This is a genomic window from Photorhabdus aballayi (assembly GCF_026153155.1).
Lineage (GTDB): Bacteria > Pseudomonadota > Gammaproteobacteria > Enterobacterales > Enterobacteriaceae > Photorhabdus > Photorhabdus luminescens.
In genome coordinates, this window is sequence record NZ_JAPFCD010000015.1 from 1 (window position 1) to 19100 (window position 19100).

Sequence of the window (19100 nt, forward strand, 5' to 3'; positions counted from 1 at the left end):
CAATAACATATTGCCAAATATTCTCGAACCTACACCAACCGCTTTCCTTCCCTGACTTTCAAACAACAATCACCACTGGGTTTACCTATATGGGTTGAAGGATGGGAACATAATTATCCCACCAATCACAATGCTAAATAAGCATGATGTCACAATTAATCTTTACTCTCCGATAGATATCACGGAAATATTGCCACATCCCGAGGCGAATGGAATAGAAGAAAATCTGTTGAAAAACAAGGCATCATAGTATGTTGTTGGTAAGATCTAACCACCATTCCATGAGCGGTAATACAGATTTCAGCTAACTGTATTCTACCAATTAGTTAAACAAGTTGGCTGTTAAGCTTGACCCAGATAAGTTTACGGTCTAATCTCCCCCAACTAGTTACAAAATCTTATCCCCCATTACTTTTTGTTAAGACAGATAAAAGTATTGGAAAATCAGTGCAATAGATAAGATTTCCGAATATTACAGGCACTCTGGGAGCCAAAAACCTAGTGCGGTAGCTTTATTTAATGATTATTAAGATGTCAATTCAGGCTTTCCATAGTTAAGAAAGAAAAAATCATTAAATAATTCAATTTAATGATTCTCGTAAAATTAACCCAGACTCATAAATAACATAAATTGTTTTGTTAAATTAATATGAAAAACATCATTTTAACTGGTAGTTCTGGTACTAGATTATACCAAGAACGACGAGCATATTTAACAGCCTCTTCCCTGTATATGACAAGCCAATCATTCATTATCAGTACTGATGTTGACTAGAAATACAAGATATTCTTAACTTATTACAACTCCTCCTTAAAACCAAATAAAGCTTCAAACGCCTTTTGAACAACAGAAATAACTTAGGAATTAGGAATAGTTAGTTACGAGACTTAGAACACACTTGAAGGATTAACCCAGATATTCACTAACCAAGAAAATAGCATGAAAGCCCCTGTCTATCACCGACCTAATGCACTTTAAAAATGCAAAAATATTAAAAAACAAGATGTTTCGTAATCTTTCCCTGAGTCGAGTCCGAGTTTTCTGCTAAGATTCAAAAGGTTTGTCACTCAAAAATGCACAATATTTCGAGTAAATGATGGGTACCATAGTTAAATTGACTCCCTCTCAAATTGAATTCAGCGCAGTAAAAAATAAAACAATTCTTGAATCTGCGCTGGAATCTAGCGTAGTACTAGAATATAGCTGTAAGAATGGTTCATGTGGCATGTGCGAATCACTTCTACTTGCTGGTGAAGTTTCCGATGAACAAGAACGTGTATATAAGGCTGGCGAACGTTTCTTGACTTGTCAATGTAAGCCCAGTTCTGACGAGATTGTCATAGAAGCTGAATATTATCCAGAACTCGCTGAGCTAACGAAAAAGATTGTGCCCTGCAAAGTTAGCTCAACCAGCACAGTAGCAGATGAATATATGATCATTAAATTCAGACTGCCGCCCACCGTATCTTTTGCATTCTTACCTGGTCAATATATTAATCTTCATTATCAGAGTGTGGTACGAAGCTATTCCATTGCCAGTGCTACTGTTTCAGAAGGGATCGAATTACATATTCGACGGGTCGCCGATGGAGTTATGAGTAGTCTTTTATTCAACGAACTGGCTGTAAATACCCTGATGAGACTGGAAGGACCGTTGGGAACATTCTTCGTCAGAGAAGATGATAGGCCAATTATCTTTCTTGCTGGCGGTACCGGTTTTGCTCCAGTTAAAGCCATGGTGGAAAAACTTATCGAACAAAATTCCAAACGTGACATCCATATCTATTGGGGAATGAACAGCGGGGCTGATTTCTATTTAGACCTTCCGATAGAATGGGCTACCAAGCATGAGAATATACATTATGTACCCGTGTTATCTGGTGAAGATTCTCAGTGGTCAGGAAGAAAAGGATTCGTCCATAAGGCGGTAATGGAAGATTTTGATAATCTCTCAGCATTTGCCGTTTATGCTTGTGGATCTCCAATTATGATCGAAGCAGCAAAAGCTGATTTTATAAAAAATGGATTGCCTGGGAAGCACTTCTTCTCTGATGCATTCACCGTATCTAAATAAATGAGGAAATCATGAAGGCAGTAATTTTGGCCGGGGGCTTGGGTACTCGTCTGAGCGAAGAGACAGTGGTAAAACCTAAGCCAATGGTGGAGATTGGTGGAAAACCTGTCTTATGGCATATCATGAAAATGTACTCTGCTCATGGTATTAATGATTTTATCATCTGCTGTGGTTACAAGGGATATGTTATCAAAGAGTATTTTGCCAACTATTTCCTGCATATGTCTGACGTAACATTTTATATGTCAGAGAATCGGATGGAAGTGCATGAGAAACGAGCCGAGCCTTGGAATGTCACCTTGGTTGACACCGGGGATACCTCTATGACAGGAGGACGTCTGAAGCGGGTAGCAGATTATATAAAGAACGATGAAGCTTTTCTATTCACCTATGGTGATGGTGTTTCCGATGTGAATATTCAAGCCACTATCGATTTTCATCGTAATCATGGAAAACTGGCTACTCTTACCGCCACCTTACCGCCGGGACGTTTTGGTGCGCTTGACATCAAGAATAAACAGATCCGCTCTTTCCAGGAAAAACCAAAAGGCGATGGCGCCATGATCAATGGTGGTTTCTTTGTACTCAGCCCAAAAGTGATTGATCTCATCGATAATGATGCTACTACTTGGGAACAAGAACCGCTAATGACCCTGGCAGAACAGGGCGAATTGATGGCATATGAACATACAGGCTTCTGGCAACCTATGGATACTCTGCGCGATAAACATTATCTCGAAGCATTATGGGAGAAGAGACAAGCTCCGTGGAAGATTTGGGAGTAAACACTGTGATTGAAGCAAACTTCTGGCGTGGAAAGCGTGTTTTTCTCACGGGGCATACCGGTTTTAAGGGGGGATGGCTCTCCTTGTGGCTTGAAGAGATGGGAGCAATTATTCGTGGTTATTCGCTACCTGCACCAACTGAACCCAGCTTATTTGAAGTGGCGAACGTTCATAAAGGTCTACTCTCTGAAGAAGGGGATATCCGTGATTTTTTCCATCTGCGTGAAGCCATAACTGACTTCAAACCCGAGATAGTCTTTCATATGGCTGCTCAACCACTAGTAAGACTCTCCTACGATAATCCTATTGAAACCTACTCCACCAATGTAATGGGGACAGTCTATTTGCTGGAAGCTATCAAGCAGGTTGGCGGTATTAAGGCAGTTGTCAACATTACCAGTGACAAATGCTACGAAAACAGGGAATGGGTTTGGGGCTATCGTGAAAACGAGGCTATGGGCGGCTATGATCCCTATTCCAATAGCAAAGGATGTGCAGAACTGATAGCTTCCGCCTACCGTAACTCTTTCTTTAATCCCAAAGATTATGAGAATCATGGAGTCGCACTAGCATCGGTGCGTGCCGGTAATGTGATTGGCGGAGGTGATTGGGCCAAGGATCGACTGATCCCAGATATTCTACGCTCTTTTCAAAATAACGAATCTGTTGTGATCCGTAATCCGCACTCTATTCGTCCGTGGCAGCATGTATTGGAGCCACTTTCCGGCTATCTGCTATTAGCTCAGCACCTTTACCGGGACGGATGCGCCTTTGCTGAGGGATGGAACTTTGGCCCCGATGACAACGATGCCAAGCCGGTACAGTTTATTGTTGAAACGATGGTTGAACTATGGGGGGCAGATGCCACTTGGCAACTCGATGGCGCAGAACACCCGCATGAAGCTCATTACCTAAAACTGGACTGCTCCAAAGCCAAGATGAGAATGGGCTGGCATCCCCGCTGGGATCTGGTCAATACACTGGAACGTATCGTCAATTGGCATAAGGCATGGTTGGCAAGCGAGGATATGCGTGAAACCTCACTGCGCGAAATTCGTGATTACATGGCTGCGCAATAAAATGAATCTACTACGGTCACATGACTTTTGAGGTTTGTAGCCGTAACATATCGCCCCTTTATATTTGTTTGTCTGCCGCCCTGAGGCCAGCAAAGACAGGTAACACAATCCATTGACAGGAATGAATTAATGAGTTCTCAAGCATTACGTGAACAGATCTCCTCGCTGGTTGCCCAGTATGCAGAGGAAACGATGGCTCCTCAACCTTTTATCGCCGGTACCAACGTAGTACCACCTTCCGGTAAAGTGATCGGTGCCCGAGAACTACAACTAATGGTTGAAGCTTCTCTGGATGGCTGGCTGACCACCGGACGTTTCAATGATGCCTTTGAAAAAAAACTGGGGGAATACATTGGCGTACCCCATGTGCTGACCACCTCCTCAGGTTCATCTGCCAACCTGTTGGCGTTAACCGCACTGACTTCCCATAAGCTGGGTGAACGTGCACTTAAGCCGGGTGATGAAGTCATTACTGTCGCAGCCGGTTTCCCGACCACTGTTAACCCGACTATCCAAAACGGTCTTATCCCCGTCTTTGTCGATGTGGATATTCCGACCTACAATATCGATCCGGCACTGATTGAAGCAGCAGTGACCGATAAGACCAAAGCTATCATGATAGCCCATACTTTGGGTAACCCGTTTAATCTAGCCGAAGTGCGCCGTATCGCCGATAAGTATAACTTGTGGCTTATCGAAGACTGCTGTGATGCACTAGGCACCCGTTATGATGGCAAAATGGTCGGTACTTTCGGTGATATCGGTACCGTTAGCTTCTACCCTGCGCACCATATTACGATGGGTGAAGGCGGTGCCGTGTTTACCAAGTCGGGCGAACTGAAGACGATTATTGAATCTTTCCGCGACTGGGGGCGTGATTGCTACTGTGCACCAGGTTGCGACAACACTTGTGGTAAGCGTTTTGGTCAGCAACTAGGGTCATTACCTCAAGGTTATGATCACAAGTACATCTACTCTCATCTGGGTTATAACCTAAAGATCACTGATATGCAGGCAGCCTGTGGTCTGGCTCAACTAGAGCGCGTTGAAGAGTTTGTAGAACAACGTAAGACCAACTTTACCTATCTGAAAACAGGTCTGGAAAACTGTGCTGAGTTCCTTGAGTTGCCGGAAGCAACCGAAAACTCTGAACCTTCTTGGTTTGGTTTCCCAATTACGCTAAAAGAGACCAGTGGCATTAACCGTGTTGAACTGGTCAAGTTCCTAGACGAAGCTAAAATTGGTACGCGTTTGCTGTTTGCCGGTAACCTGACCCGTCAACCCTATTTTGCTAATCGTAATTATCGTGTGGTTGGCGAGTTGACCAATACCGACCGCATTATGAATCAAACTTTCTGGATTGGTATTTATCCTGGCTTGACCAAAGACCACTTGGATTATGTCATTGCTAAGTTTGAAGAGTTCTTTGGGGTTAATTTTTAATTAATGTCTGGATGTAAGGGAGATGGCCATGACTAGAAAAATAAAGACTGCGATTGTGACTGGCGCAACAGGATTCATTGGCAGACATCTTGTCCACCGTTTATTACAAGAACAATTTTCAGTTATTGCAATCTCCCGCTCTAAAACACCCTGCCATGTTGTCATTAATAATGATATAAGGGTCATTTGGTGCCAATGGCATTCAGTAGAAAACTGTATAACAGATCAGCATAACTTGGTGGCAGTTATTCATCTAGCGACAGCCTATGGTCGAACAATAGATTGTTTTCATGAAATTGAAAAAGCTAATGTTTTAAAACCATTAACGCTACTCGAATTTTCCGTGAAACATAAAATACCTATATTTATTAATACGGATAGTTTTTTTACCAAAACTGAGTATAACTATCAACACATGATACCTTATATTCTTACTAAGAGAAGCTTTAATAAATGGGGAGAATACTTTTCTTCACTAGGGGAACTTAGTTTCATAAATATGCGGCTTGAGCATGTTTATGGTCCAGGTGATAGAGAAGGAAAATTTATCCCTTTTTTAATTAATGCCTTAAAAAGTAGTACTAAAAAAATCGATTGTACAGATTGTTCACAGAAACGTGACTTCATATATATAGATGATGTTATTGATGCCTATATAACGGTATTGAAATATGGTACATTACCTGGTTATGTTGAATATGGGGTAGGTCTTGGTTATTCAGTGACAATGAAAGATTTTATTGAATGCCTCAAAAAACAATTAATATCAAATATATCTATCGATTATGGGGCCCTACCTCATAGAAAAAATGAGATTATGAATTCATATGCGGATAATAGTTCTTTAGTTGTATTGGGGTGGAAACCCAAAACAAACTATCTGGAGGGAATAAATAACATGATAAAGAAGAGTTAGTGATATGTTGCTTTCTATTCTTATACCTACATTCAACCGAGCTAAAGAGCTTAAGAAAAATTTAGAGCTACTATGCAGATACATAGTCGGTTTTAATTCTTTACAGTGCGAAATTATTATATCGAATAATAATTCAACTGACAGTACTAGAACTGTATGTGAAGCTTTTTCCGGATATTCATTTATAAAAATATTTCATCAGAAAGATAATATAGGTTTAGAAAAAAATACTTTATTTTGTCTTTCTAAATCAACTAGTCAGTATGTTCTTTTTTTAGGTGATGACGATTATATCTCTCAAGGGTATTTTAACTCGATTATCCGAAATATAAGTGAACACAAGTACTGTGCTATAATTCCATCTTTTGTCGGGTATTTCCCTCAAGAAAATAAAGTTATCTACGGCAGAGATGTCGAAATAAAATCAAGAGTTTTCAAAAGTAAATTTTTATCCTTGCTTAACTTGTCATGGCGAGGGCATCAAATGAGCGGATTGGTTGTTAAAAGAGCAGGAATATTAGAAAAATATATTGGTTCAAAAGCTTCAAATATTTATCCATTTATATTCTTTGTTACCTATGCTTTAACTAAAGGTGATGGGCTTCATGAGACAAAATATCCTGTTATTGTTACTCAGCGCCCTCAGGTTGAAAAAGATTGGAGTTATGGAGAAGATGGCCTTATTCCTGATATGCTAGATAATTACTTTTGTTTCAATAAGATTGGTGTTCTTTCAAATGTTGAACGTATTTTACTAGAGCTCAAAGTTTTTGTTAATAACGAAGGAAGATTTGTTCCTGTCGCTATTAAAAATCCAAAATGGTTTTTTGTTTTTTTGAAAAAAATAGGTTCATCTTCAAAAATATCATTACCTGGTAAATTGATATTCATGTTATTCATCCCTGTTTTCTTTCTTAGTTTTATTATAAAGAGATGGTATAGAAGAAAAATTGAAAAAAATATGATTATTGATGTTGATTTTATTAATGACAAATAAATATATATGAAAAAAGCTATTGGCTGGACTATGCTTGCTAATTTTAATGCAATTGGCTTGCAACTCTTTCAAATATCTATTTTAGCAAGAGTATTATCGCCCAGTGACTTTGGCATAATAGCTATATCTAATGCTATCTGTATGTTAATTATAACATTGCAGGATATGGGCCTTTCCGGATACGTTGTTCATAAGCAGAAGATAAATAAGCAAGAGCTATCATCATTGTATTGGTTTAGTATTTTTGTTGGTATAATCTTATTTGTACTTCTTTTTACTTTGTCTAGATATATTTCTGAATACTATGTATTGCCTGATCTTAAAAATGTTTTAATAGTGCTTTCCTTTAATTTTATTATTATTGCTGCTAACTCACAAGTCCAAGCCATATGCCTCAAAGAGTATCAGTTCGATTATATTGCGAAAGTTGACTTTTTAGCTAAATGGATTGGATTTATTACATCTATTATCTCTGCGTACAAAGGATTTGGGGCTATATCGATAGCTAATGGCTTGCTAATTGGAAATATGTCTAAAACATTTTTTTTCATTATACAAAGATGGAAGTATAGACCAGATTTTTTCTTTAATAGTTCATATATCTGGCCTGCCGCTTCATATAGTATATATCAACTTGCCGGGCAAGTGATAAATACAATTTCTCTGCATATCGATAACTTGATTATGGGGAAAATGGTACCAACATCTTCTTTAGGATTTTATTCATTATCTAAAGATCTTTCAATTAAAGCTTCAATGATGATAAATCCTGTTGTAAACAAGATGGCACTCCCTGTCTTCTCTAAGGCTCAACATAATCTAAGCAGATGTAGCCGTATATATATGGCAAACTTACGTCTAATCTCCACTATCAATGCACTTGGCTATGCTATTATGATGGCGTTTAGTTCTCATATTATTAAAGTATTGTATAGTGAAGAATATATTATTTGCGCAGAGTATCTAAAATTCTTAGCTTTATTTGGTTTTCTACGGTGTTGTATTAATCCGATTGGTTCATTATTACAAGCAACAGGAAATACAAAATATGAGTTTCAGTGGAATATTATAAACTTTATAATATCAGTAGGGCTTGTAGCAGGAGCTGTATTCTTTGGAATCGATGCTGTCATATTTGCCAATATCTTATCACAGTTCACTCTTGTCATTCTCGTATATTTTTTCGTATTGCGCAGAGTACTTCCGCTTTCATTTCCAGCTTATTTATTGTCTCTTGCACCTGGGGTGATTTTTTGTTCTGTCATTTTCATTTTTACGCGTATTTTCCTTGAGCCCGATAATAAAGACATAATCATGAGCCTTTATTTTTTCTTTTTAATTTCCATATTTATATTTTATATTATTTGGTTAATAAAAGATATTCTCCTTATTAGAGAGCAGCTAAAATGAATGAAGATAAAGAGAACAAAGTAATAATTCTTCATGATTCAAATGGGAAGCCTTATTACGAAGCGATAGAGTTTCTTTTTAAGAAAAATATTCTTTCCGGTAAGATTGTATATTATGAATCCTCAGTTCTTTTTATTCTACTTAGAGCTTTAAAGAATAATAAAAAAATAAATTTAGATTTTTGTTCTAGATTATATAAAAATTTTATATTTAGATTGATGCTTCCATTTTTGAGCGGTAAAACCATTATTATGGGGATGGCTCCCTATGATCCACGTTTTTTCTTATACTCATTACTTGCACTTCGCAATAATTTAATTTTTCACACATCTTGGCCATTTTGGTGGAGTGAACGTATTCCGAAACGGTTTGGGTGGTTGTGCCCATTATTAGCACGTGGTTATGCTTGGGTGCTGAATCATTATCCTATTAAAGTCGTGTGTGTCACTGATGCCGTACGGCTTAGTCTAATTAAGCTAGTGAATCCAGAGAAATGCATTGTTATACCCCATGCTATTCATACAAATATATATCAACCAAAGCAATTATCTCAACAGACAGGGCCTTTCCGATTGTTTTACGTTGGGAGATTAGTGGCTGAGAAAGGCATACCATTATTATTGGAGTTAGCAGAAAATCTAGACCCTCAACGTTATGAACTTCATTTAGTTGGTTACGGACCGCTTGCCACTGAAGTAGAACAGGCTGCTGAACGAATATCTACATTGTATTTCCACGGTGCCATTCATGACAAAATGTGTTTAGCGAACTTGATGGGGTCATGTCATTTGCTGCTTCTACCATCGCGGCGTGTAACAGGCTGGGAAGAACTGTTTGGCATTGTGGTCATTGAGGCTATGAGTTGTGGTTTAGTTGTATTAGCAACGAATCATATAGGACCAGCGAGTATATTACATGGTGATGATGGGATCTTACTACCCGACGGTACTACAGCAAGACAATTTCAGGAACATATTGATACCCTATATGCTGACCCCTTACGTTTACAACAGTTGGCACAAAATGCGCGTCAACATGCAAAACAGTATGATTTAACTCAGGTGGGAGCACAATGGTTACAAGTGATGAAAAAATGAGCGAACGTTATTTTTTAGCAATTTGTATTCCAACATACAATATGGCTCAGTGGTTACCTGAACTTTTGGATAGTGTGCTGCAACAAACCCAAGAACTGGACGAAGTAGTGCAAATCGTAATATCTGACAACGCGTCAAGTGATAATACATCTGAATTGATTGAAAACTATCGGTCTCACTATCCTCATATCCGATATCATCGTCATGCAGCTAATCAAGGCGCAGATCGAAATTTCTTAAGCGTAGTAACACTGGCTGAAGCGCGTTATTGTTGGCTGATGGGAGGTGATGATGCACTTACTCCGGGAGCACTCAAAACGGTTATCGACAGTTTGTATGAACATCAACCCACTGTAATGATGATGGATCGATTATGTTGCAACGAGCGATTAAATAAACCTGTAAAAGAATCATTTGTCAATTTGCAAACTTCGCAGTGTTTTGATTTTTCTCAACCTGCAGAAGTGCAGAAATATTTAGCAATCAGTAATGGTATTGGTGCTCTATTCTCTTATTTAAGTGTTTTAGTGATTGAGCGCCAAGCCTGGCAAAAGGTAGCAGTTGATGAACAGTTTATCGGTTCTGATTATGTCCATGTTTATATGATTTTCTCAATGCTTTTCTATCCGATTCATAAAGTCTCACCTCGACTTTGTTATCTTCACATTCCAGGAGTATTTACTCGCCTAGGAAATGATTCTTTTATTACAAATGGGAAGTGCAAGAGATTCATAATAGATGTTGATGGATATAATCGATTCTATGAATACACACCTCAACCATATAAAAATAAAATGAAAAGAGTAATAAAAAAATATAACCCAATCCTTAGATGGCTAAAATATGCGCCATTTGTTAATGTGAGCCAGCGGGAAGAATTGTTATCTATAATGAAAAATCAATCATATACATCTATTGAAATATTATTATTTAGATTAATAAGCCTTACATTCTTTATTAGAAAATATTAATTGTTGAAGAAGTTTAATATGGTATTGACTTTATACTTATACTTTCTCTGTTTTGATGGAGTCATAAAAGGGATTGCATATCATTTTGGTCTTAACTTCCTAATATTGACTAAAGAATTTCTCCTCCTATACATATATTCCACTCTGCTACTAAAAACATTCTATTCAAGAGTAGTAAAAGCAAGAGCTTTTATCTCTTTTTTGTTTATTATTTTCTATTTTTTATACTCATATATTAACGATGTCAATTTTGTGCAAGTAGCATTTGCACTTAAATTATTAACACCTATTTTAATTCCATTAGCGAAGGATGATATATCTTATCGTATTTCCAGTAGAACAATTACTCTGCTGTTTGTTGTATCCTTTGTTGGTGTGCTAGTTAATCAATTTTATACTTACCCATGGCAAGGAATCAATGGTAGCTTGGGAGGGATTGACACTGTTTCGAGTCTTTCAACGGAGTCAAATCCTGGTTTTTTAATTCGAGTTCCTGGTTTTTCATCGACACCTGGTACTCTGTCATTTCTGATAATTAGTCTTTATCTAATTGATACTTACAAAAAATATAATCAAAGGGTTGGCAATAAGAGTAAGGTTTTTTTCTTTGATGCTAATTTTATTTTAGCTCTTTTGACTATCATATTAAGCACTCAGAAGTCGACACTTCTTGCGTTTTTCTTATGTGTATCATTTCAAATTATTTATGATGCGAGAAAGATGATTATTTTTAAGAGGGTGTCTATCTCTGTATTATTTCTAATCGCATTTGTAATGTCGTATATTTTCCCTATTATATCCTTTATAATGTATCTCAACGGTGGTTACTCTAGAGTCAATATATCTAAATTGTTATCTGGATGTGGAGAATACTCTGGGTTTATTGCTTCTTATATAGACAGAATTGTTAATTCATGGCCTCACTTCTATTCTCTCTTTTTTGAGCAGGTAGATAGAAATATATTCAAGATAATATTCGGAATAGGTTTAGGGTCTGTTGGTCCAGCTGCGAGAATAATTGATTCCAGTTTCTATAATCCAGGAGACAATTTTCTAATTTCGTTAATCGCATATTTCGGTTTTTTAGGAGCTGGTATAATAACTTTTTGGCTTGTAAAAAAAATAATGTCTTCTATGCGTAGCTTTAATGACAATCCATTCTTAGTAATAGCATTACTTTCCTTACTCGGTGTGGGTAGTAGTTTTAATGTTATCGATACTCCTATCTTTATGATCGTTGTTTTCGGATTGATATATAATAAAAAGTTATTTTACAATATTAAAAATTAGTTTTTGTTCTGTGGTTTAATTATTTTTCAAAATATATAATTACGCGCAATAAAAGAATGATCAATTGCTGGTAACGTTCTTTTTCATATAGGAGAAAACATTATAATGTGCATCTGTGCATGTCATATGGTGATTTTATCAGACGGTTATTGGTATAGTTCCATTTCTTAAGTCTTTTCTTCTATCATATTAAATAATGTTTCACAATTCTGCTACACATAGCCCTATTCAACCCATTGTTATATATAGAGTTATGAGTGGTATAAGATGTAACACTATTTTGGAATCTTATTTAAATAATATACCACTCAAAAATGGGAGGAATTAGTGGTTAATTTCGATTCTCGTTGGACAGGAAGGCATGGGATCGGGCGTTTTTCCACAGAACTCCTGAATCGGTTAACACGAATATCGCCTTTGTCTGGCCCCGTGACTCCGACCAACCCACTGGATTGTTTGTGGCTTAGTTGGCAAATGCTGTGGACGCGTGGTTTTTTCTTTTCTCCAGGTTACAATTCCCCCTTGCTGGGATTTCAACGTTATCTATTCACTGTCCATGATCTTAATCATGTAGATCTACCTTACAACAGCAGTTTGCTCAAACGAGCATATTATCGCCAGGTGTTACGCCGGGCCTGCCGACACAGTTGCCGAGTGTTAACTGTATCTGAGTTTTCTCGCCAGCGAATTATGGAATGGGCTAGTGCACCTGCTAGTCAAATCGTTAATGTGGGAAATGGTGTCGATCCTGCCTTTACACCTAAAGCGGCACCCTATACACCTGGATACCCCTATCTGCTAAGTGTCAGCAACCGTAAGTTACATAAAAATGAACCAAGGCTTCTGAAATCTTTTGCTATGAGCAGGCTGGATCCGGAAATCCGCCTTCTGTTTACCGGTCAGCCTACTAAATCCTTAATGCAGCAAATTAACCAGTTAGGGTTACAGCAAAGAATAGTTTTTACTGGATTTATCGAGGAATCAGACCTGCCGAGCCTCTATACAGGAGCTTTAGCACTCTTATTTCCTTCTTTGTACGAGGGATTTGGACTGCCTGTAGTAGAAGCTATGGCCTGTGGAACCCCTGTTATGACATCCAATACCACCTCTTTACCTGAAGTGGCTGGCCAAGCAGCTATTTTAGTTTCTCCTGAATCTACTGATGAAATAAGTAATGGTATCGAGAGAATTGTCTTAGATGTATCACTGAGAGAGACGCTCCGTACCCGTGGCTTGGAACGAGCTAAATTATTTAGTTGGAATAAAGTTGCCGCACGTGTTCAGTCTGTTCTAGATGAGGAAGTCGCAAAATATGCAAAAAAATAACAGCAAAAGTCTATCCCTGGTACATGAATGGCTCGTCAACTATGCAGGCTCTGAACAAGTGACTGCTGCAATAATAGACTGTTATCCTGATGCCAGCCTATATGCTTTGCTTGATTATCTCAATGAAGGCGCACGTCATCACCTAAGAGGAAAACACGCAGAAACTAGCTTCATTCAACATCTTCCTGGTGTTCGCAAGCATTATCAAAAATACCTGCCATTAATGCCGCTGGCTGTAGAACAGTTAGATGTATCGAACGCAGATATAGTAATATCAAGCTCTCATGCTGTCGCCAAAGGGGTACTGACAGGACCCGATCAATTACATATCAGTTATGTCCATTCCCCGATGCGTTATGCATGGGATCTACAACACCAATATCTGAAAGAATCGAGGCTGAATAAGGGACTCAGAGGATGGATAACCAAGTGGCTGTTACATAAATTGCGATTATGGGATTACCGCACAGCTAATGGTGTTGATCACTTCGTTGCCAACTCTCATTTTATCGCAAGACGAATCAAAAAAGTTTATGGCCGCGATGCGACAGTCATCTACCCGCCAGTCTCAGTAAAAGATTTTCCCTGTATTGAACAAAAAGAAGATTTTTATTTCACCGCTTCACGCATGGTGCCTTATAAGAAAATAAATCTGATTGTTGAAGCCTTCACTCAGATGCCGGACAAAAAACTAGTCGTGATAGGTGATGGCAGCGAATACAAGCGGATCGCTACCCTAGCTGATGGTCATCCCAATATCACCTTGCTAGGTTATCAGCCATTTGATGTGCTTAAGTCTCATATGCAGCGTGCAAAAGCATTTGTATTTGCAGCGGAGGAAGACTTTGGTATTACTCCCGTTGAAGCACAGGCCTGTGGTACTCCTGTTATTGCTTTCGGTAAAGGCGGCGCTCTCGAAACGGTACGACCATTGGGAAGCGATATGCCAACAGGGCTGTTTTTCGAAGAGCAAAATATGGCATCTCTTTGTTCGGCTCTAGAGCGTTTTGAACGTGACATTGGCCGAATCCAACCACAGTCCTGCCGTAAAAATGCCGAGCGTTTCTCAGAAGTAAGGTTTGCTCAGGAATTTACTTCCTTTGTCGAAGATAAATGGCAACAGTTTCAGGCAAGAAAGCAGATTCATTATTAATTGATTGAGATATTGTTATGAATGCAGTTGTTCCTGTCATCATGGCCGGCGGTTCAGGCAGTCGGTTATGGCCCCTTTCCCGCGAGTTATACCCAAAACAGTTTCTTAAGCTTGATGGTGAGTTCACCATGTTGCAGACAACAGTGCAGCGCCTAAACGAACTATCAACAGAATCCCCTTTAGTGATCTGCAACGAAGATCATCGTTTTCTGGTAGCTGAGCAGTTGCGACATCTGGGCAAACTGGCGCACAACATTATCCTCGAACCAGCCGGGCGCAATACGGCACCAGCGATTGCATTGGCAGCGCTTACCGCTCTTCAAACCGTAAACAAAGGTGAAGATCCCCTGTTATTGGTGCTGGCGGCAGATCATGTGATTCGGGATGAAAAGGCTTTTATTGATGTGGTGAGGCAGGCGATCCCTCATGCAGAGGCAGGTAAACTTGTCACCTTCGGTATCGTACCTACCCATGCAGAAACCGGATATGGTTACATTCACCGTGGAGCCAGTCAGGAGGATGCCTTTGCCGTGGCGCAGTTTGTCGAAAAACCGGAGGCAATGACCGCAGAACAGTATTTACAGAGTGGGGAATATTACTGGAATAGCGGCATGTTTCTGTTCCGTGCCAGCCGTTTTCTAGATGAACTCAAAACATTCCGGCCCGATATTCATTCAGCCTGTGCGACGGCTGTAGGGACTGTCAATCCTGATCTCGATTTTGTACGAGTAGATAAGTCGGCATTTCTCGACTGTCCAAGTGAATCGATTGATTATGCAGTTATGGAAAAGACGGCTGATGCGGTTGTCGTCCCTCTGTCTGCCGGCTGGTCTGATGTCGGCTCCTGGTCTTCTTTATGGGACATATCGGAAAAAGATGATGATGGTAATGTGTTCAGAGGGGATGTATTGCAACACAATAGCAGCAGCAATTACGTTTACTCTGAAAATAGCTTGGTTAGTCTTGTCGGAGTAAAAAATTTGGTTGTAGTTCAAACCAAGGATGCCGTTCTGGTTACGGATCAATCTCAAGTACAAGATGTAAAGAAGATTGTCGAGAATCTGAAAAACTCCGGACGTTCAGAGCATCGTTTACATCGGGAAGTCTATCGCCCCTGGGGAAAATACGATGCTATTGATAAAGGGCAACGTTATCAGGTCAAACGCATTACTGTAAGACCAGGTGAAAGCCTGTCTACCCAGATGCATCATCATCGTGCAGAGCACTGGATTGTGGTCGCAGGGACTGCCCGAGTAAATCAAGGAGATAGGTCTTATTTGGTTACCGAAAATGAATCTACCTATATACCTGTGGGCGTTGTCCATACTCTCGAAAATCCGGGGAAAGTTCCGCTGGAAGTGATAGAGATCCAATCTGGTTCTTATCTAGGGGATGACGATGTTGTCCGCCTCAGTGATCGTTATGGCAGAGTGGAAATAAAAGAAAATGAATAACAAAAAACTGAGTAGCCAGGAGGTCATTGCCGCCAGTGGTGTCGCCTTTGGTACCAGTGGAGCCCGTGGACTAGTTGTTGATTTTACCCCAGATGTATGCGCCGCTTTTACCCACGCCTTCGTATCGATAATGCAGAAGCAATATAAGGTAGCCCAAGTTGCATTAGCTATCGACAACCGTCCTAGCAGTCCTGATATGGTCATAGCTTGTGCAACAGCCCTTCGCCAAGTTGGCATTAAACCTGTCTATTATGGCGTGATACCAACGCCTGCGCTTGCCTATAAAGCAATGCAAGATGGCATGCCATGCATCATGGTTACCGGCAGTCACATTCCCTTTGACCGTAATGGACTCAAGTTTTATCGCCCCGATGGGGAAATAACTAAAGCAGACGAAGAAGCTATCCTCTCGGCAGCGGTTATTTTTGAACCTCTTACTGAAATGACATCACTGACTGTCTTATCAGATGCCTCAGAAGCATATATAAATCGTTACCGTTCTCTGTTTTCCGCAGATTTGCTGGCAGGAAAGCGCATTGGCATCTATGAACACTCCAGTGCTGGACGCGATCTTTATGCCCCTCTCTTCAGATCATTGGGTGCAGAAGTTATTTCCCTTGAGCGTACTGATCAATTTGTTCCCATCGATACAGAGGCTGTCACTGAGGAAGATCGGCTTAAAGCTAAAAGCTGGTCAGATGAACTTGCTTTGGATGCCATCTTCTCGACCGATGGCGATGGAGATCGCCCGTTGTTGGCGGATGAGCACGGAGAGTGGCTAAGAGGTGACATATTGGGACTGCTGTGTGCCGATGCATTAAACATTGAGGCTCTAGCAGTACCCGTAAGCTGCAACAGTGCAGTACAGAGTTGTGGCCGTTTCTCCAGTATTGTCTTGACCAAAATCGGCTCTCCCTATGTTATTGCGGAGTTTACGCCTCTTTCACACCAGTTTAAACGTATTGCCGGTTTTGAGGCTAATGGCGGCTTCTTGCTCGGCAGTGATATTGATGTGGAAAACAAAGTATTGGCAGCTCTTCCTACTCGCGATGCACTTTTACCCGCTCTTATCACATTGAGTGCAAGCAAAGATAAAGGGATTGCTTCATTAGTGGATGCTCTGCCCTCTCGTTATACGCATTCTGACAGGCTTAAAGAATTTCCCGCAACATTGAGCCGCACTATTTTGGATAAAGGGATTCAGGCACCGGAACAACTACTAACTTTATTGGGGCTTGATAATCACCAAGTTATTCATCTTGATCTTACTGATGGTTTAAGAATGGCCCTTGATAATAATATCATTGTGCACTTGCGCCCATCCGGTAATGCACCAGAACTACGCTGCTATGCTGAAGCCGAAAATGTAAATAGAGCAAAAGAGATTGTCAAAACCTGTCTAGACTCACTTGCAACCCAAAAATGATTTCAACTTACGGCAGAGTGCTTACTTGGCCCTTTGCCGAATACTCTTTCGAATTTAGGTAAATATTATATGGATTCAAAAGAAATGATCCGATACTCCAAGGACGAACATCTCGAATATGGAAACTATTCAGCATCTGTTAACCGTTTTTCTCTGATGACAAGTGACCTTCTAACTATGGCTGGCGCTTTTGCGCTTTCATGGTGGTTTGAGAGTATTCGTACCGATGTTTCATTCTCCCTTGTTTTTAAAAACGGATCGGATGTGGCTAGGGCATGGAGTTTTCTGGCAATTACCTTCGCTACTCTTCTTTGGTCCTGGGGACATTTGCGGCATTACACTTATCACAAGCCATTCTGGAATGAACTAAGAGAAACTCTATTGATGATCATCGGACTGGCTGTGGCGGATTTAGCAATAGTGGCTATCTCTAAGTGGAATTTTTCTCGCTACCAGTGGGCAATGTTCTGGTTGATTGTCATGTTTGCTCTGCCATTTTGCCGATGGCTGACTAAACTGTTATTAATTAAGCTTAGATACTGGAGTATGCCGACTATCATCATCGGCAGTGGAAATAACGCTCGTGAAGCTTATCTGGCTATATGCAGCGAACCTTTACTTGGCTTTGGAGTTATAGGCTTTGTTGCTCCAGACAATAATTGTGCTGTCAGCCCGGTGGAAACTCTTCCGCTCTTTCATCTCACTCCTGAGCAGTTGCTTAAAAAGTACCGTCAACATAAGATCTTCATCGCTCTTGAATATGAACAGAACGAACTACAAGACGAGTTACTGCGTTATCTCTCTGCCCATGGTGTTCGTAATATCTCAGTGATCCCAACCTTACGTGGAGTGCCACTCTATGGCACAGATATGTCTCACTCTTTTAGCCATGAACTTTTAATGCTAAGGGTTAAGAACAACTTGGCTAGACGGTCATCGAGTATTCTTAAGCGTGGTTTCGATATTGTCGTTTCTTCCCTTTTGTTGGTACTCCTTTCCCCTCTGTTTCTTTTTATCGGCTGGAAAGTTTCCCGTGATGGTGCTTCCCCCTTCTATGGTCATGAGCGTATAGGGCAAGGAGGTCGCCGATTTAAATGTTTGAAGTTTCGCTCTATGATTATCAATTCTAAAGAAGTACTGGAAAATCTGCTCAAGACAGATCAGAACACTATGGAAGAATGGAAGAAGGATTTCAAGCTCAAAAATGATCCGAGAATCACTCCTATCGGCCACTTCCTGCGTAAGACCAGTCTTGATGAGCTTCCACAGTTGATCAATGTACTAAGAGGGGAAATGAGTCTCGTTGGCCCAAGACCCATTGTTCAAGAAGAACTTGAACGTTACGGAGATGACAAGTCATATTACCTCATGGCGAAACCTGGTATGACGGGATTATGGCAGGTGAGTGGACGTAACGATGTTGACTATACGACTCGCGTATATCTTGATAGCTGGTATGTAAAAAATTGGGCACTCTGGAATGATATTGCGATTTTATTTAAAACAATCAATGTGGTGCTTAAACGAGATGGTGCCTATTAGTCGTGGAATAAAACTGTGTGCCATAGTATCTCTATAAGTTAGTATTACTGAAAAAGCAGGTTTTAAGCCTGCTTTTTTATCTGTTCTTCTGGCAATAAGCAGTCTATTTTCAGTTTCTTAATAAAAATATTTGAAA

The 19100-nt window shown here is 39.9% G+C and carries 15 protein-coding genes; all 15 read left to right on the forward strand.

The window, feature by feature from the left end; all coding sequences use genetic code 11:
• The first annotated feature begins 1097 nt into the window (after positions 1-1097).
• The 15 genes from OO184_RS09965 (at position 1098) to wbaP (ending at position 18964) form a co-directional block, all read left to right on the forward strand.
• A complete protein-coding gene (locus tag OO184_RS09965) occupies positions 1098-2075 on the forward strand; it encodes a CDP-6-deoxy-delta-3,4-glucoseen reductase (protein WP_265379122.1) in 978 nt (325 codons plus the stop codon).
• 11 nt (positions 2076-2086) lie between these two features.
• Positions 2087-2860 carry a glucose-1-phosphate cytidylyltransferase gene (rfbF, locus tag OO184_RS09970; RefSeq protein WP_265379050.1) on the forward strand — a complete coding sequence of 258 codons (774 nt, stop codon included), beginning with the start codon at positions 2087-2089 and terminating at the stop codon, positions 2858-2860.
• Positions 2861-2865: 5 nt separating this feature from the next.
• Positions 2866-3939, forward strand: coding sequence for a CDP-glucose 4,6-dehydratase (gene rfbG / locus OO184_RS09975; RefSeq protein ID WP_265379051.1), 1074 nt, complete (start codon positions 2866-2868; stop codon positions 3937-3939).
• Positions 3940-4068: 129 nt separating this feature from the next.
• Positions 4069-5382 (forward strand): lipopolysaccharide biosynthesis protein RfbH, encoded by a 1314-nt coding sequence (gene rfbH / locus OO184_RS09980; protein ID WP_265379052.1) that lies wholly within the window; start codon positions 4069-4071, stop codon positions 5380-5382.
• Between the two features lie 28 nt (positions 5383-5410).
• The gene (locus OO184_RS09985; RefSeq protein ID WP_265379053.1) at positions 5411-6298 is read left to right on the forward strand and encodes an NAD-dependent epimerase/dehydratase family protein; all 888 of its coding nucleotides are present in this window, start codon (positions 5411-5413) and stop codon (positions 6296-6298) included.
• 4 nt (positions 6299-6302) lie between these two features.
• On the forward strand, positions 6303-7295 hold the full coding sequence (locus tag OO184_RS09990; protein WP_265379054.1) for a glycosyltransferase family 2 protein: 993 nt from the start codon (positions 6303-6305) through the stop codon (positions 7293-7295).
• Between the two features lie 6 nt (positions 7296-7301).
• Positions 7302-8705 (forward strand): MOP flippase family protein, encoded by a 1404-nt coding sequence (locus OO184_RS09995; RefSeq protein ID WP_265379055.1) that lies wholly within the window; start codon positions 7302-7304, stop codon positions 8703-8705.
• The gene (locus OO184_RS10000) at positions 8702-9802 is read left to right on the forward strand and encodes a glycosyltransferase family 4 protein (RefSeq protein WP_265379056.1); all 1101 of its coding nucleotides are present in this window, start codon (positions 8702-8704) and stop codon (positions 9800-9802) included. The genes OO184_RS09995 and OO184_RS10000 overlap by 4 nt, the downstream gene beginning before the upstream one ends.
• The gene (locus OO184_RS10005) at positions 9778-10773 is read left to right on the forward strand and encodes a glycosyltransferase family 2 protein (RefSeq protein WP_265379057.1); all 996 of its coding nucleotides are present in this window, start codon (positions 9778-9780) and stop codon (positions 10771-10773) included. The genes OO184_RS10000 and OO184_RS10005 overlap by 25 nt, the downstream gene beginning before the upstream one ends.
• A gap of 252 nt (positions 10774-11025) precedes the next feature.
• Positions 11026-12063 (forward strand): hypothetical protein, encoded by a 1038-nt coding sequence (locus tag OO184_RS10010; RefSeq protein WP_265379058.1) that lies wholly within the window; start codon positions 11026-11028, stop codon positions 12061-12063.
• Between the two features lie 327 nt (positions 12064-12390).
• Positions 12391-13389 carry a glycosyltransferase family 4 protein gene (locus tag OO184_RS10015; RefSeq protein ID WP_265379059.1) on the forward strand — a complete coding sequence of 333 codons (999 nt, stop codon included), beginning with the start codon at positions 12391-12393 and terminating at the stop codon, positions 13387-13389.
• Positions 13376-14542, forward strand: coding sequence for a glycosyltransferase family 4 protein (locus OO184_RS10020; protein WP_265379060.1), 1167 nt, complete (start codon positions 13376-13378; stop codon positions 14540-14542). The genes OO184_RS10015 and OO184_RS10020 overlap by 14 nt, the downstream gene beginning before the upstream one ends.
• Before the next feature lie 17 nt (positions 14543-14559).
• Positions 14560-15996 carry a mannose-1-phosphate guanylyltransferase/mannose-6-phosphate isomerase gene (locus OO184_RS10025; RefSeq protein WP_265379061.1) on the forward strand — a complete coding sequence of 479 codons (1437 nt, stop codon included), beginning with the start codon at positions 14560-14562 and terminating at the stop codon, positions 15994-15996.
• The gene (locus OO184_RS10030; protein ID WP_265379062.1) at positions 15989-17422 is read left to right on the forward strand and encodes a phosphomannomutase; all 1434 of its coding nucleotides are present in this window, start codon (positions 15989-15991) and stop codon (positions 17420-17422) included. Before OO184_RS10025 ends, OO184_RS10030 begins: the two co-directional genes overlap by 8 nt.
• Before the next feature lie 69 nt (positions 17423-17491).
• Positions 17492-18964, forward strand: coding sequence for an undecaprenyl-phosphate galactose phosphotransferase WbaP (wbaP, locus tag OO184_RS10035; protein ID WP_265379063.1), 1473 nt, complete (start codon positions 17492-17494; stop codon positions 18962-18964).
• Positions 18965-19100: the final 136 nt, after the last annotated feature.